This is a genomic window from Paenibacillus allorhizoplanae (assembly GCF_927798215.1).
GTDB lineage: Bacteria > Bacillota > Bacilli > Paenibacillales > NBRC-103111 > Paenibacillus_E > Paenibacillus_E allorhizoplanae.
This window is the reverse complement of the sequence record NZ_CAKMMW010000001.1, coordinates 695,831-712,456: the sequence shown is the minus strand read 5'-3', so window position 1 is coordinate 712,456 and position 16,626 is coordinate 695,831. Positions and strand designations below refer to the sequence as shown.

Genomic DNA, 16,626 nt, shown 5'->3' with positions numbered 1-16,626 from the left:
AAAACGAATGATGGAGGAATAGTCATGTTTGCAAAAAAAAGGGTGAAAAAGGTACCGATTATAGTTAGTGCCTTAACTATGCTGTTTTCTGTTCTTACTGGTTTCCCCGCAGAATCGAAGGCCGCAACGATTACCTTAACTGGTTCGGCGGCGGCTCCAGCACATAAGCTATCGTTATGGTATCAGCAGCCAGCTTCGAACTGGGAATCTCAAGCGCTTCCAATTGGTAACGGTTACATGGGAGGCATGGTGTTTGGCGGGGTGGATCAGGAACACATTCAATTCAATGAAAAAACGCTCTGGACCGGTGGTCCAGATGCTTCAGATTCCTACTCTTATGGCAACACGGATGGCGCTGCATCCCATCTGGCAAGCGTTCGATCCAAGCTGGATGCAGGCAACATTTCCGGAGCGGGCAGCGAGGCAAACACATATTTGACCGGGAACAGCACCGGCTTTGGCGCATATCAAAATTTTGGCGATATGTATTTTGATTTCGCGCTTCCGGGTGCAAGTACGGTCTCAAATTACCGCAGAGAGCTGGATTTGCAAGATGGCATTGCCAGAGTCTCCTATACGTACAATGGCGTCGATTACCTTCGGGAGTATTTTGTCAGCTATCCAGATAAAGTTATGGTGATGAGGCTCTCCGCCAGCCAAAACGGACAAATATCTCTGGATGTTCGGCCGACAAGCGCCCAAGGAGGAACAGTTACTGCAAGCGGCGACACGATAACGATACGAGGCAATGTTAGCAACAATCAGATGCTCTATGAGTCGCAAGTGAAAGTAACGAACGAAGGCGGCACCATTACGCCAGCAAATGGAAAAATAAGCGTATCAGGTGCGAATGCGCTTACGGTCGTGATGGCTGCCGGCACGGACTATGCCAATAGCTATCCGACGTATAAGGGAACAGATCCTCACAATCAAGTGACATCGGTTATCAATTCGGCATCCATCAAGTCGTATTCGACACTGAGAAGCAATCATATGAATGATTATCAAGCTTTGTTTAACAGGGTATCCCTGAATCTAGGGGAATCTATCCCGCAAATTCCGACGGATCAGCTCCTTACTTCCTATCGCACTACCAGGGACAAAGCGTTGGAAGTGCTCTTTTACCAATACGGAAGGTATATGTTAATCTCTTCATCACGCTCGGGTTCTCTTCCTGCAAACTTGCAAGGCGTTTGGAATAACTCAAACACGCCGCCTTGGGAAAGCGATTATCACTTTAATGTTAACATTCAAATGAATTACTGGCCTGCTGAAGTAGCGAACCTGGACGAAACGATGGTTCCGCTGATTGATTATGTCGAGTCACTGATGGCACCAGGCCGAGTATCCGCAGAGAAGCATTTTGGAGTTACAGGCGGAGGCTGGACGGTTAACACAATGAATAATCCGTTCGGATTCACTGCGCCGGGCTGGGATTTTTATTGGGGCTGGGCGCCATCCGCGAATGCTTTTATTACCAATAATGTGTGGGAGTACTATAAGTTTTCCGGTGATACAGCTAAATTGAACCGAATTTATCCGGTTTTGAAAGAAGCATCCCAGTTCTGGACAAAATATTTGGTCACGGATACGGATGGAACGCTTGTTTCAAATCCGTGTTACTCGCCTGAGCAAGGGGATATCAGCAAAGGATGCGCGTTTGATCAGCAGCTTGCTTGGGATTTATTCACGAACACAATCGAAGCAAGCGAGAAATTAAACATTGATAGTGCGTTCAGAAGTGACCTTATCACCAAGCGGAATCTGCTTTCGCCGATCAAGGTCGGCAGTTACGGTCAAATTCAGGAATGGAAGCAGGACATCGATGATCCGAACAATACGCATCGCCATGTTTCGCAATTGGTCGGACTCTATCCTGGCAAACAGATAAACATGAATACACAACAATGGTTTGATGCAGCCAAAGTTACCCTCATGCATCGTGGGGATGGCGGTACAGGGTGGAGCAAGGCGAACAAAATCAACCTGTGGGCACGTTTATTGGATGGTACGCATGCACATACCATACTGAGGGGCCAACTAACCGGAAGCACGCTAAGCAATTTGTTCGACACGCACCCACCGTTTCAGATTGACGGTAACTTCGGAGCAACATCGGGTATGTCCGAGATGCTGCTTCAGAGCCATTTGGACAACATTCACATTTTGCCGGCATTGCCTTCTGCATGGCCTGCCGGAAGCTATTCAGGACTGAAAGCGCGAAATGGATTCGAGGTTGGCGTAACGTGGGCGCAATCTCGGGCAACGGGCATCCAGATCAAATCCCTTACTGGAAACAAAGCTGTTCTCTATTATCCGAATATTGATGGGGCTGTCATCGAGGATCAAAACGGCGCGTCGGTTACCTACACAGCTCTCAACAGTGATCAGATCGAGTTCAATACGGGGGCCGGTTCAACTTATACGGTATCCTCCATACCGCCGGCTCCGCCGAGCTCAACGACTATGAAGGTGGATGATCGGGATACGAGCGTGACTTACAACGGCACATGGTCGACTTATGACGATGCTTCCGATTATTCAGGTACGGAGAAATATTCGGGCAATACCGGAGACTACGCAGAGCTTACGTTTACAGGCACTTCCGTCAAGCTTATCAGCATGAAACAGCAAAATATGGGGATTGTGGATGTGTATTTGGACGGTGATCTCGATCAAGGGAGTATTGATTTGTACGCGCCAAGTACGAGCAAACAAGTAGTGGCATATGCCAAGACTGGGCTGTCAAATTCCTCACATACGATCAAAGTCGTAAACAAAGGAACGAAGAATCCTTCTTCTATTGGCACCATTTCAGCTATAGACGCTTTTGAGTATGCGAGTGAAGCCCCGCCTGTGACGAACGTCACCATTCCCCAGTGGCAGATGACGGCATCGGCAACAAGCGAGGAATTGGAAAATGAAAATAATCCAGCATCCATGGTGCTCGATGGAGATCCAGATACCATTTGGCATACGAAGTGGGATTTGTCTGATCCACTGCCGGAATCGATCACATTGAATCTTGGCGGTACTTACGACGTGAATAAAATCAAGGTTCTCCCTAGACAAGGTGGGGGAAGTAACGGAATGATTACGGCCTACAATGTTTATGCGAGTACGGATGGCATCCAGTACACCAAAGTCGTAAGTGGAACTTGGGCTAAAGATACGACGGAGAAAACAGCGGAGTTCCCGGCGAAGAGAGCGTCCTTTATTAAACTGGAGGCAACCGCAGGGCAAGGTGGATGGGCATCTGCAGCTGAAATGAATGTGTATCGCGTTACCGAGGTGCCCGTAACTGGCGTGCAGCTGGATAAAGTGCAAGTCTCGCTGAAAGAAGGGCAATCGGCAGAGTTGGTTGCAACTTTGCTTCCAGAGAACGCAACGAATAAGAATGTAACTTGGGCGAGCAGCAACGATACCGTCGCTAAAGTGGAAGTAAAAGACGGCAAAGCAGTTGTCTCTGCATTGAAAGAGGGAGCGGCGGACATTACGGTCACCACGGTGAGTGGCAATTATACAGCGGTAAGCAAAATTACGGTACAAAAAGGCGACGACACGCAGCTCGCTTTGACGACGCTATCTGCTGCTGGCACCGTTCAGACAGGGCAGGAATTCAATGTACAGCTTGGTCTAGGCAGCGTCACGCAAAGCGTATATGCACAAGACATGAAGATGGACTACGATTCAACCGTATTTGAATTCGTTTCGGCCCATTCATTGAGAGACGACATTCAACTCGTAGAGACTAGGAAGGATACGCCGGGCAAACTTCGGTTTATTCTCGCAAGCTTAGGGGACGGTAAGGCTGTAACAGGCGATGCTGGGATCCTGGAACTGAAGTTCAAAGCCAAGGCTGCGACGCAGCCTGCGACAGGAACTATTAATGTAACCGACGCAACGCTGGGCGATGCGCAGGGAGCGGAATTGAAGGCGCAAGCTTCTTCGGTCAACGTGAGCATTACGACACTTCCTCTGGGAATTCCAGGCGACGTCAATCATGACAATCGAGTAAGTATCGGCGATCTTGCTATCATTGCAGCGAATTATGGCAAAACATCTTCCAGTCAAGATTGGGAACAAATCAAGCAGGCAGACGTAACTGGCGATGGCGAAATCGATATTGATGATCTTGCGCTCGTGGCTAGAAAAATCATAGAGTAAATCATTGCAGGAAGAATAGTGATATCAGTTGCATGTTGCGATAATTGTCGCAATATGCACCTGTATTTGTTTCAGGCTTATTTAGCATTAAAATATCATGTTTAGTTGGAAAAATATCATTTGAATGCGCTTGCAAGTTATTTAAAATTATTATATGAAACAATGTGTATCGAAATTAGTATGGCTATGAGAGGATGGAGACAAGTGGGAAAAGGCAAAAAACGAAAACATTTGGGACAACTTTCTATGATTACCCTAGCACTGCAGATGTTTCTTTCCGGAACTACAGCTCAGTCAGTTTCTGCGGCAGGGAGTTTCAGCGCAGCTACAGATAGTACTTCTCTATCAAGTGATTCGACAGTACTGTCAGCGACAGAATCGCAATCCGAATTCATAGCTTCGAATGTAATGCGTGTCGAAGTAGACCGAAATTTTCCAAGTGTCATTCAATATCAATATGGTAACGCAGTGATGTACGGTCAAGAGGATCATTTATCGCAGGTCAAAATTAACGGAATCAGCTATACGCCGAATGTAACGTTTAGCAAAACGGATGCCAAGGCATCCTATACCTTATCCTTTCCAGCGATCAACGTCACGATAACTTTTGATCTGGAAGTCGTAGGGAATACGTTGAATTTTAAAGCTACAGGAATTACAGAAAATGGTGAAACCAAAGTCAAAACTCTGGAAATACCGAATCACAATTTGCTTTCTGTCAGAAGCACGCAAAGCGGAGCAACATTTGCAGGTTCACGGATGTATACGGCTGTTGCGGGAACAGGTGATTCGATTAGTGATGTAACTGGAACCCCTCAAACAGATGCAGCGCCAAAAAATTATTTATACACCTTCCTCAATACGAGCGAGCTTGCGGGAGGCATCTGGACGAATGCGATCTCAGATTATGCGACGGATAACGATAATGAAAGGCTTCATAAACAGACAGTAAACAAAGTTGGCTATGCCCGTACCGGCATTTGGAGCGGGTCATGGTTATACCGGCCTGAAGGTATGATCGAACCGGAACCACTGCCAAGTGCCAAGGTGGTCATTACTGGAGATGCCAATACGGACAGTGCCATTGATTGGCAAGATGCGGCTGTTGATTATCGCAGTATCATGGAGACACCTAAAGGAAGTGAACGGATTCCCGATCTTGTCGTGCAGCGGATTCCATTTAACTTTGCCAGTCAGGCTACGAATCCTTTTTTACAGACACTGGATGAAACAAAGCGGATCTATCAGAACACCGATGGATTGAATCAGTTTATTCTGCTGAAAGGATATCAACAGGAAGGCCATGATTCTGCACATCCGGATTACGGCAATAATATCGGTATTCGTCAAGGCGGAGCGGCAGATATGAACACGCTTGTCAATGTAGGTCATGAGTACGGAGGCTATTTCGGTGTGCATATTAATGCGACCGAGGCTCTCCCGGAAGCGAAACATTTTAGCGATACGTTGGTAGATCCGACTAAACCTGGCTGGGATTGGGTGGACGCATCCTTCTACTACAATAAGGCTCAAATGCGCAGCGAAGCTTCGACAGGGGCCAGGTACAACCGTTTGCAAGAATTAAAAACTGCGGTGCCGAACCTTGACTATACTTATGTGGATGTCTGGTATGAGAAGGGCTGGAACGGCAAGAGGCTAGCACGTGAAATAAAACAGTTGGGTTGGGCAGTTGCTACGGAGTTCCCTGATGTGATGGAGAGAGACGCTATCTGGAACCACTGGGCTACTGAATACGCCTACGGCGGGACAACAATTAAAGGATTTAACAGTCAAATCGCCCGGTTCATCCACAATCATCAGAAGGATACATGGATCGTTCGCAATCCGCTGTTAGGCGGAACGGAACTGGAGGCATACGAAGGCTGGCAAGGCAAGGTCGACTATGACAAAATGATCAAGTTGACATTTGCAACGAACCTGCCGACGAAATATATGCAGCACTTCCCGATCACCAAGTGGACGAGCGACACGGTCAATTTTGAACATAATGTAAGCGTAAGCAATGCTAGTGGGAAAAGAGTGATAACCAAGGATGGTATCATGATCTTAAATGACGGAGCGTACTTGCTTCCGTGGAATCCGAAAACAGAGGACAAGCTGTATCACTGGAATACAACCGGTGGAAATACGAGCTGGACGCTTCCGTTAAGCTGGTCGGGGCTCACGACAGTGAAGCTTTACAAGCTGACGGATCAGGGTAAGGAATTGCTGCAAAATGTAACGGTGTCGAACAATCAAATTACGATTAACGCAGATGCGAATACGCCTTATGTGATCTACAAAGGAGACGCGACGCCTGTAGCTTCTGATGTGAAATACGGGGAAGGCTCCTTCTTGAAGGACCCAGGCTTTAATAGCGGGGGGCTCGCTGCGTGGACGGTAACGGGTGATACGACATCTGCTTCTGTACAGAGAAACGATCTCGGACAGAATGAACTGAAGATTGCAAGCGGAGGAGAAGTGAGTGTCAGCCAGCAGCTGACAGGACTTTCGCAGGGAACTTACTCAGCCTATGTCAATGTGGAAGTAGAAGGTACGCGTCGCGCTGTAATCGGGGTTAAGGATTATGGCGGAGACGAGGTGACGAACTATACGGACAGTTCGTTCGCTATGAATAACATTGCGGCGGATTCCAAGAATGGCACTAACATGCAGCGGATGCGCGTACTGTTCGACGTTCCGGTGGGACACACGACAGCGACGCTTTATCTAAAAGGCCTGGCAGGTACAACGAATATTACTTTCGATGACGTTCATCTGATGAAGGTAGTGCGTGCGGCGAATCCAACAAACGCTTATTTCGCAGAAGATTTTGAGCATGTGGATGCAGGATGGTATCCCTTTGTGAAAGCGGAAGCTGGCGGGATTAATGATCCGCGTACCCATCTTTCCGAATTGCATGCCCCGTATACCCAAAAAGGGTGGAATGGCAATCCGATCGACCACACGATTAGCGGGAACTGGTCATTAGTCTCGCATAAGGAAAATAGAGGTCTTGTTTACCGAACACTGCCTCAAACATTACGATTCACACCGGGAACGACATATACCGCAAGTTTCAAATACGAAAGCGGTTCGACAGACTATGCGTTCGTTGTCGGTGATGGTACGACAATAGTATCTACAACTACGTTTCCAGCAGCTACATCACCTGAAACATTCAAGTTCGCATTTGTCGCGTCGTCGTCAGGAAATACATGGATGGGGTTGAAGAAGAAGTCGGGGAATGATACGGATTTCGTCATGGATGATTTGGTCGTCAGCGTTGGTGGAGATCTCAACCAAAATCCGCAGCCGGATTCAGGTACGGTTGTCGATCCAAACCAAATTCCCCAGTCCCAGATGACGGCATCGGCAACAAGCGAGGAATTGGAAAATGAAAATAATCCAGCATCCATGGTGCTCGATGGAGATCCAGATACCATTTGGCATACGAAGTGGGATTTGTCTGATCCACTGCCGGAATCGATCACATTGAATCTTGGCGGTACTTACGACGTGAATAAAATCAAGGTTCTCCCTAGACAAGGTGGGGGAAGTAACGGAATGATTACGGCCTACAATGTTTATGCGAGTACGGATGGCAACCAGTACACCAAAGTCGCAAGTGGAACTTGGGCGATGGGCTCTGAGGAGAAAACAGTGGAGTTCAATGCGACGAGAGCGTCCTTTATTAAACTGGAAGCTACAACTGGATATAATGGTTGGGCATCGGCAGCTGAAATCAATGTCTTTCGCGTGATCGAGGTTCCCAACGTCACGTTAACGAAGCTATCCGCAGCAGACACCGTTATGGCAGGCGGGGAATTCCTTGTACAGTTAGATCTGGGCAGCGTCACGCAAAGCGTATATGCACAAGATATTAAGATGGACTACGATTCAACCGTATTTGAATTCGTGTCGGCCCATTCTGTGAGAGACGACATTCAACTCGTAGAGACTAGGAAGGATACACCGGGCAAACTTCGGTTTATTCTCGCAAGCTTAGGGGCCGGTAAGGCTGTGACAGGCGATGCCGGGATCCTGAAACTGACGTTCAAAGCCAAAGCTGTGACGCAGCCGGCGACAGGAATGATTGCTGTAACCGACGCAACGCTGGGCGATGCGCAGGGAGCGGAATCGAAGGCGCAAGCTTCTTCGGTCAACGTAAGCATTACGACACCGCCTCCGGGAACTCCAGGTGACGTCAATCATGACAATCGCGTAAGCATCGGTGATCTTGGCATCATCGCAAAGAATTATGGCAAAACATCTTCCAGCCCAGACTGGGAGCAAGTCAAGCAGGCAGACGTAACTGGCGATGGCGAAATCGATATTGATGATCTTGCGCTCGTGGCTAGAAAAATCATAGAGTAATTCATTGCAGGAAGAATAGTGATATCAGGTGCATGTTGCGATAATTGTCGCAATATGCACCTGTTTTTATTTCAGGCTTATTAAGCATTAAAATATCATGATTTGTTGGAAAAATATCATTTGAATGCGCTTGCAACTATTTTACAATTATTACATGAAACAAAACGTATCGAAATTAGTGTTGCTATGAGAGGATGGAGACAAATGGGAAAAGGCAAAAAACGAAAACGTTTGGGACAACTTTCTATGATTACTCTAGCTCTGCAGATGTTTCTTGTGTCGCCTACAGATCAGTCAGTTTCTGCGATGGAGAGTTTCAGCTCATCTACGGATAGCTCTTCTCTATCAAGTGATTCGACAGTACTGTTAGCGACAGATTCGCAATCCGAATTCATAGCTTCGAATGTCATGCGTGTTGAAGTAGACCGAAATTTTCCAAGTGTCATTCAATATCAATATGGTAACGCAGTGATGTACGGTCAAGAGGATAATTTATCGCAGGTCAAAATTAACGGAATCAGCTATACGCCGAATGTAACATTTAGCAAAACGGATGCCAAGGCGTCCTATACCTTATCCTTTCCAGCGATCAACGTCACGATAACATTCGATCTGGAAGTCGTAGGGAATACGTTGAATTTTAAAGCTACAGGAATTACTGAAAATGCTGAAACCAAAGTCAAAACTCTGGAAATACCGAATCACAATTTGCTTTCTGTCCGAAGCACGCAAAGCGGAGCGAAATTTGCCGGTTCACGGATGTATACGGCTGTTGCAGGAACAGGTGATACGATTAGTGATGTAACTGGAACCCCTCAGACAGATGCAGCGCCAAAAAATTATTTGTACACCTTCCTCAATACGAGCGAGCTTGCGGGAGGCATCTGGACGAATGCGATCTCAGATTATACGACGGATACCGATAATGAAAGGCTTCATAAACAGACAGTAAACAAAGTAGGCTATGCCCGTACCGGCATTTGGAGCGGGTCCTGGTTATACCGTCCTGAAGGTATGAGTGAAGCCGAACCGCTGCCAAGTGCCAAGGTGGTCATTACCGGAGATGCCAATACGGACAGTGTCATTGATTGGCAAGATGCGGCTGTTGTTTATCGCAGCATCATGGAGACACCTAAAGGAAGTGATCGGATTCCCGATCTTGTCGTACAGCGGATTCCATTTAACTTTGCCAGTCAGGCTACAAATCCTTTTTTACAAACACTGGATGAAACAAAGCGGATCAATTTGAACACAGACGGATTGGGCCAGTTTATTGAGCTCAAGGGGTACCAGCAGGAAGGTCATGACTCCGCGCATCCGGATTACGGCAACAATATCGGGATTCGTCAAGGCGGAACGACAGATTTGAACACGCTTGTCAATATAGGTCATGAGTACGGAGGCTATTTCGGTGTGCATATTAGTGCGACCGGTGCGCTCCCCGAAGCCAAACATTTTAGCGACACGTTAGTAGATCCGAATAAACCTGGCTGGGATTGGCTGGACGCATCCTACGATTTCAATAAGGCTCAAATGCGCAGCGAAGCTTCGACAGGGGCTAGGAACAACCGTTTGCAAGAATTGAAAACTGCGGTGCCGAACCTCGACTTTATTTATGCAGATGCCTGGTTCGAGAATGGCTGGAACGGGGTGAAGCTTGCACGGGAAATGAACCAATTGGGTTGGGCAGCTACTACGGAGTTCCCTTCATTGATGGAGAGAGACGCCATCTGGTTCCACTGGGCTACGGATTACAACTACGGCGGGACAACAATTAAAGGATTTAACAGTCAAATCGCCCGGTTCATCCATAATCATCAGAAGGATACATGGATCGTTCGCAATCCGCTGTTAGGCGGAACGGAACTGGAGGCATACGAAGGCTGGCAAGGCAAGGTCGACTATGACAAAATGATCAAGATGACATTTGCAACGAACCTGCCGACCAAATATATGCAGAACTTCCCGATCACCAAGTGGACGAGTAACACGGTCAATTTTGAACATAATGTAAGCGTAAGCAATGTTAGCGGAAAAAGAGTGATAACCAAGGATGGTATCACGATCTTAAATGACGAAGCGTACTTGCTTCCCTGGAATCCGAAAACAGAGGATAAGCTGTATCACTGGAATGCTACCGGCGGAAATACGAGCTGGACGCTTCCGTTAAGCTGGTCGGGGCTCACGACAGTGAAGCTTTACAAGCTGACGGATCAGGGTAAGGAATCGCTGCAAAATGTAACGGTGTCGAACAATCAAATTACGATTAACGCAGATGCGAATACGCCTTATGTGATCTACAAAGGAGACGCGACGCCTGTAGCTTCTGATGTGAAATACGGGGAAGGCTCCTTCTTGAAGGACCCAGGCTTTAATAGCGGAGGGCTCGCTGCGTGGACGGTAACGGGTGATACAACATCTGCTTCTGTACAGAGAAACGATCTCGGACAGAATGAACTGAAGATTGCAAGCGGAGGAGAAGTGAGTGTCAGCCAGCAGCTGACAGGACTTTCGCAGGGAACTTACTCAGCCTATGTCAATGTGGAAGTAGAAGGTACGCGTCGCGCTGTAATCGGGGTTAAGGATTATGGCGGAGACGAGGTGACGAACTATACGGACAGCTCGTTCGCTACCAATAACATTGCTGCGGATTCCAAGAATGGTACTAACATGCAGCGGATGCGCGTACTGTTCGACGTTCCGGGAGGGCACACGACAGCGACACTTTATCTAAAAGGTCTGGCAGGTACAACAAACATTACTTTCGATGACGTTCATCTGATGAAGGTAGAGCGTGCGGCGAATCCGACTAACGCTTATTTCGCAGAAGATTTTGAGCATGTGGACGCAGGCTGGTATCCATTTGTGAAAGCGGAAGCTGGCGGGATTAATGATCCGCGTACCCATCTTTCCGAATTGCATGCCCCGTATACCCAAAAAGGGTGGAATGGCAATCCGATCGACCACACGATTAGCGGGAACTGGTCATTAGTCTCGCATAAGGAAAATAGAGGCCTTGTTTACCGAACACTGCCTCAAACATTACGATTCACTCCGGGAGCGACATATACCGCAAGTTTCAAATACGAAAGCGGTTCGACAGACTATGCGTTCGTTGTCGGTGATGGCACGACAATCGTATCGACAACTACGTTTCCTGCAGCTACCTCACCTGAAACATTCAAGTTCGCATTTGTCGCGTCATCGTCAGGAAATACATGGATGGGGTTGAAGAAGAAGACGGGGAATGATACCGATTTCGTCATGGATGATTTGGTCGTCAGCGTTGGAGGAGATGTAAGCCAAAATCCACCGCCGGATTCAGGTTCAGTTGTCGATCCGAACCAAATCCCTCAGTCGCAGATGACGGCATCGGCAACAAGTGAGGAAGTGGAATATGAAAATAATGCAGCATCCATGGTGCTCGATGGAGATTCAGATACCATTTGGCATACGAAGTGGGATTTGTCTGATCCACTGCCGGAATCGATCACATTGAATCTTGGCGGTACTTACGACGTGAATAAAATCAAGGTTCTCCCTAGACAAGGCGGGGGAAGTAACGGAATGATTACGGCTTACAATGTTTATGCGAGTACGGATGGCATCCAGTACACCAAAGTCGCAAGTGGAACTTGGGCGATGGGCTCTGAGGAGAAAACAGTGGAGTTCGATGCGACGAGAGCGTCCTTTATTAAACTGGAAGCTACAACTGGATATAATGGTTGGGCATCGGCAGCTGAAATGAAAGTCTATCGCGTGATCGAGGTTCCCAACGTCACTGTAACGAAGCTATCCGCAGCAGGCACCGTTATGGCAGGCGGGGAATTCCTTGTACAGTTAGCTCTCGGCAGCGTCACGCAAAGCGTATATGCACAAGATATTAAGATGGACTACGATTCAACCGTATTTGAATTCGTTTCGGCCCATTCTGTGAGAGACGACATTCAACTCGTAGAGACTAGGAAGGATACACCGGGCAAACTTCGGTTTATTCTCGCAAGCTTAGGGGCCGGTAAGGCTGTGACAGGCGATGCCGGGATCCTGGAACTGAAGTTCAAAGCCAAAGCTGTGACGCAGCCGGCGACAGGAATGATTGCTGTAACCGACGCAACGCTAGGAGATGCGCAGGGAGCGGAATCGAAGGCGCAAGCTTCTTCGGTCAACGTGAGCATAACGACACCGCCTCCGGGAACTCCAGGCGACGTCAATCATGACAATCGCGTAAGCATCGGCGATCTTGGCATCATTGCAAAGAATTACGGCAAAACATCTTCCAGCCCAGACTGGGAGCAAGTCAAGCAAGCAGACGTAACTGGCGATGGCGAAATCGATATTGATGATCTTGCACTCGTGGCTAGAAAAATCATAGAGTAAATCATACAGATTGTAGCTAATAGAATGGGCCAACCAGCAAATCAATTTTGCTAGTTGGCCTTTTTTTATCAATTAGGTAAAAAAATGAGGGGTAAATCGTAGAAAGTATCATTCTTTAAGAGACATATGTCAATTAGAATCACTATGAAAGCGCTTATTATTGACCCTTGTTTAGTTGTTCAGATGTTGAAGGAGGTGAATTTGACGTATTCCGGCATGCAGAAACAATAAATTAACAGGAGTGAATAAAACGAATGAAGAGAACAAAGAAAATTGCAGTCTTACTTTCGCTAAGCTTGATTTTGCCCACGATCCCAACCTTTTCTGCCGTTCATTCAGTCGCAGCAGCAGCTTCCATATCCAGTTCCGTTAATACAAACCTGGATCATGATTTGAATCTCTTGTATACCGATTTGCAAAGTTATCCAGATCTCTCATCAGGTTCGTCAATAACCATATTTGGTACGGACGCATTTGCATTGACGATTGATCAGGGCAAATCTCCGCTTGCAGGCGCTTCTCGTTACGGGACAGGGCGTGTGATTGCAGCGGGTGCCGGGGACTACTTTAACTTAACGGCAAGCACGGCCACGACAGTAGGAAAAATAACAAGAAACATGCTGCTTTGGCTGACCGAAGACAAGTCCCCGAATCCGACTACAGGCGCCACGAATCGTTACTCGAATGCGCTTATAGGCACGGAAAGGCTCAAGTTGATCACGAAAAATGATATATCGAGCGGAGGGACGTTGCCTATTGATCAAACCGTTGTCAGCAGTTGGACCAATCAACCGCTGGACCCCCTCGTATACCCGATCGCGTTTGTCGATCCGAGAAACGTAAGCAGTGAAGAAGCAATCGCACTGGAGGTGTATGTTAAAAATGGCGGGAGCGTCATTGTTACAGAAAAGGGATGGGTCATGACAGCTTATCCGCCGGATGCCATCCGTTCACAAGCGAAAGATCCGCAGAACGTCAAGGTAACGGATTACCCAGCTCAATGGTTGCTGAATCAAGCCGGTCTTGGCATTAACGACGATTACATTTCAATGAATGACCCTAATCCGAAGCCAACCTTGGATCAAGTGGGCAAGGCCAATCTTCCTTATCTGACCGATGCGCTGCAGCAAGTTGAGGCTAGTTCCAAGACCTTTATGGATTATGCCATAGCAGGTGAGATTGTGCCGCAGGACGTGTGGTGGAGAATCAATTCCAACATTATTCAGGGCTGGAAATCAATTGTCCCAAGTACTCTCTACCTGAGCGGAGTGAAGAGCAATAGCGATGCGGTCATGAGCGCTTTAACACTACCGTTAGATCGTTTACAAAAGCCATATACGAGCGTACTCGTTGAATACAGATCATCTGTGGCAAGCTTGGATGATACGGGTGTGAAGTTTGCCGGAGCGGACGTGTTTCCAGGCAAGGTAGAGAATACGGTACCGAGGGTCGCGAAAACGATAGCTGTGAATATGGACTATGCAGACACTAGCTATTTACGAATGTATTCTACTCCAGGGCATTGGGTAAGCACAGGATCGTATGCGCCTGCAGGGAGTGAGATTACCATAGATGTTCCTGCAGACGAACCGGATTTGGTTGTCCAAATCGGCGCACATACGGACGAACTGACATGGTATAACTGGATTACACAATGGGATCGTCTGCCTGGCGTCGTTCTGAAGAAAAAGCTGAATCCCGGTCTCAATCGGATCAGCAGCCCTTACGGCGGCTTGGTGTACATCATCCCGACCACATCCAAACCCGGACGAGTGGTGAATGTTAATGTCGGCGGTGTCGTCCAAGCTCCTTATTTTGTGCTCGGGCAAACAAGCGAACAAGAGTGGAAGGATACTATTCGCAATTATCCCGCTCCATGGGCGGAACTTCGAAGCAATCATATCGCGCTGACGGTGCCGGCGGATGATATCCGCTTGCTCGATAATCCGCAGCAGCTGATGGCTAAATGGGATGAGATTTATAGCTTATATGAAAATATGAGCGGACTTGCTCCGGGTAAAGCGCTGCCGAACAAAAGCTTAGATAGCTGGCCTTTCCGCTATGTGGCCGACAAACAAATCAGCGTCGGGTCGATGCACGCAGGTTATCCGATTATGTTCCACCAGGGCGAGGCTTCTAAGCGATTGGTAAACCTCGATGCTATTCAGCATGACGGTTGGGGGTTCTGGCATGAACTTGGCCATAACTTTCAGATGGATGCATGGACATGGGGCACTACTAGGGAGGTAACCAACAATCTCCATTCCCTGCATGTCCAAGAATATTACGGAAATGAGTCGCGGTTGAAAGATTATTTCCCACAAGCTGCTCAATATGTAGCAAACACAGACCCGAACAAAGACTTCGAAAACAACGACGATCCTTTCGTGAAATTAGTCATGTTCACCCAGTTGAAATATGCTTACGGTTGGGACTTCTACGCGAAGCTGCATACGGCGTATAGAGAAATGAACCAATCCAGTTTACCTGCCGACTTGCAGCAGCAGAAAGATTTATTAGTGCTCACCGCTTCCCGAATGGCCGGGGCGAATTTGCTGGAGTTTTTTGACCGATGGGGGTTTAAATATTCGTCAAGTGCGCGTGACGCAGTCGCTGCTCTTGGGCTCCAGAAGCCGACTTACGCTATCTGGAATTTAACGGCGGATATCAACAAACCGCAACTCATTCCGCAGCTCCAAATGAATGCAACGGCGACGAGCGAAGAGCTGGTATCCCAAAATAACGGAGCCTCCAACGTGCTCGATGGAAATTCAAATACCATTTGGCATACGAAGTGGGATTTGTCAGGACCGCTTCCTCAGTCCCTTACACTTAAGCTCAACGGCACTTATGCGGTTAACTCTATCCGTTACTTGCCTAGACAATCAGAAGCTAACGGCATCATAACGAACTATAGTGTGTATGTGAGCAAGGACGGAACGAGCTTCACGAAAGTGTTGGATGGAACATGGGCTAACGACAATACGGAGAAGAAAGCAGAGTTCCCTGTGACTTCTGCAGCATACGTGAAGCTAGTAGCTAATGTCGGGGTTGGCGGATATGCGTCGGCAGCAGAGCTCAATGTTTCCTACATGCTACCGCAACTCATCCCGCAAAGCCAAATGAGCGCGACGGCATCAAACGAAGAGCTGGTATCTGAGAATAATGCAGCATCCATGGTGCTTGACGGGAGTGCTTCGACGATTTGGCACACAAAATGGAACTTGTCGGGCCCTCTGCCTCAGTCCCTTACACTTAAGCTTAACGGCACATATGCGGTGAACTCCATCCGTTATCTACCTAGACAATCACAAGCTAACGGCATCATTACGAGCTATAGTGTGTATGTAAGCATGAACGGAACGCACTTCACGAAAGTGTTGGATGGAACTTGGGCTAACGACAATACGGAGAAGAAAGCGGAGTTCCCTGCGACTAATGCAGCATACGTGAAGCTAGTGGCTAATACAGGGGTCGGCGGATATGCCTCGGCAGCGGAGCTCAATGTTTCCTATATGCCTACCACTATAAACTAACTTGTATCCGCTCATTTCTCATGAAATCAAAAAGAAGATGAGGCGTCCTTAGGGACGCTTCTATTTTTTGGGATTAGGATAAAAAATGAGAGGGAAATCGTAGATTATATCATTTTAATAGGGGCGAAAACCTTTACAATTATTATGAAAGCGTTTTTAAGTACTCTAT

The 16,626-nt window shown here is 47.5% G+C and carries 4 protein-coding genes; all 4 read left to right on the top strand.

From position 1 onward, the window contains the following. Window positions 1-24: 24 nt before the first annotated feature. The 4 genes from L6I86_RS02330 to L6I86_RS02315 all read left to right on the top strand — a co-directional run bounded on the left by L6I86_RS02330 (window position 25) and on the right by L6I86_RS02315 (window position 16,457). Complete coding sequence (locus tag L6I86_RS02330; protein WP_236284302.1) at window positions 25-4,167, top strand: glycosyl hydrolase family 95 catalytic domain-containing protein; 4,143 nt, start codon at window positions 25-27, stop codon at window positions 4,165-4,167. Between the two features lie 246 nt (window positions 4,168-4,413). Continuing rightward, the gene (locus L6I86_RS02325; protein ID WP_236284301.1) at window positions 4,414-8,544 is read left to right on the top strand and encodes an endo-alpha-N-acetylgalactosaminidase family protein; all 4,131 of its coding nucleotides are present in this window, start codon (window positions 4,414-4,416) and stop codon (window positions 8,542-8,544) included. Between the two features lie 246 nt (window positions 8,545-8,790). Further along, window positions 8,791-12,921 carry an endo-alpha-N-acetylgalactosaminidase family protein gene (locus tag L6I86_RS02320; protein WP_236284300.1) on the top strand — a complete coding sequence of 1,377 codons (4,131 nt, stop codon included), beginning with the start codon at window positions 8,791-8,793 and terminating at the stop codon, window positions 12,919-12,921. Between the two features lie 254 nt (window positions 12,922-13,175). After that, entirely contained in the window at window positions 13,176-16,457 is a 3,282-nt protein-coding gene (locus L6I86_RS02315; protein WP_236284299.1) for a M60 family metallopeptidase, read from the top strand. The last annotated feature ends 169 nt before the right edge of the window (window positions 16,458-16,626 follow it).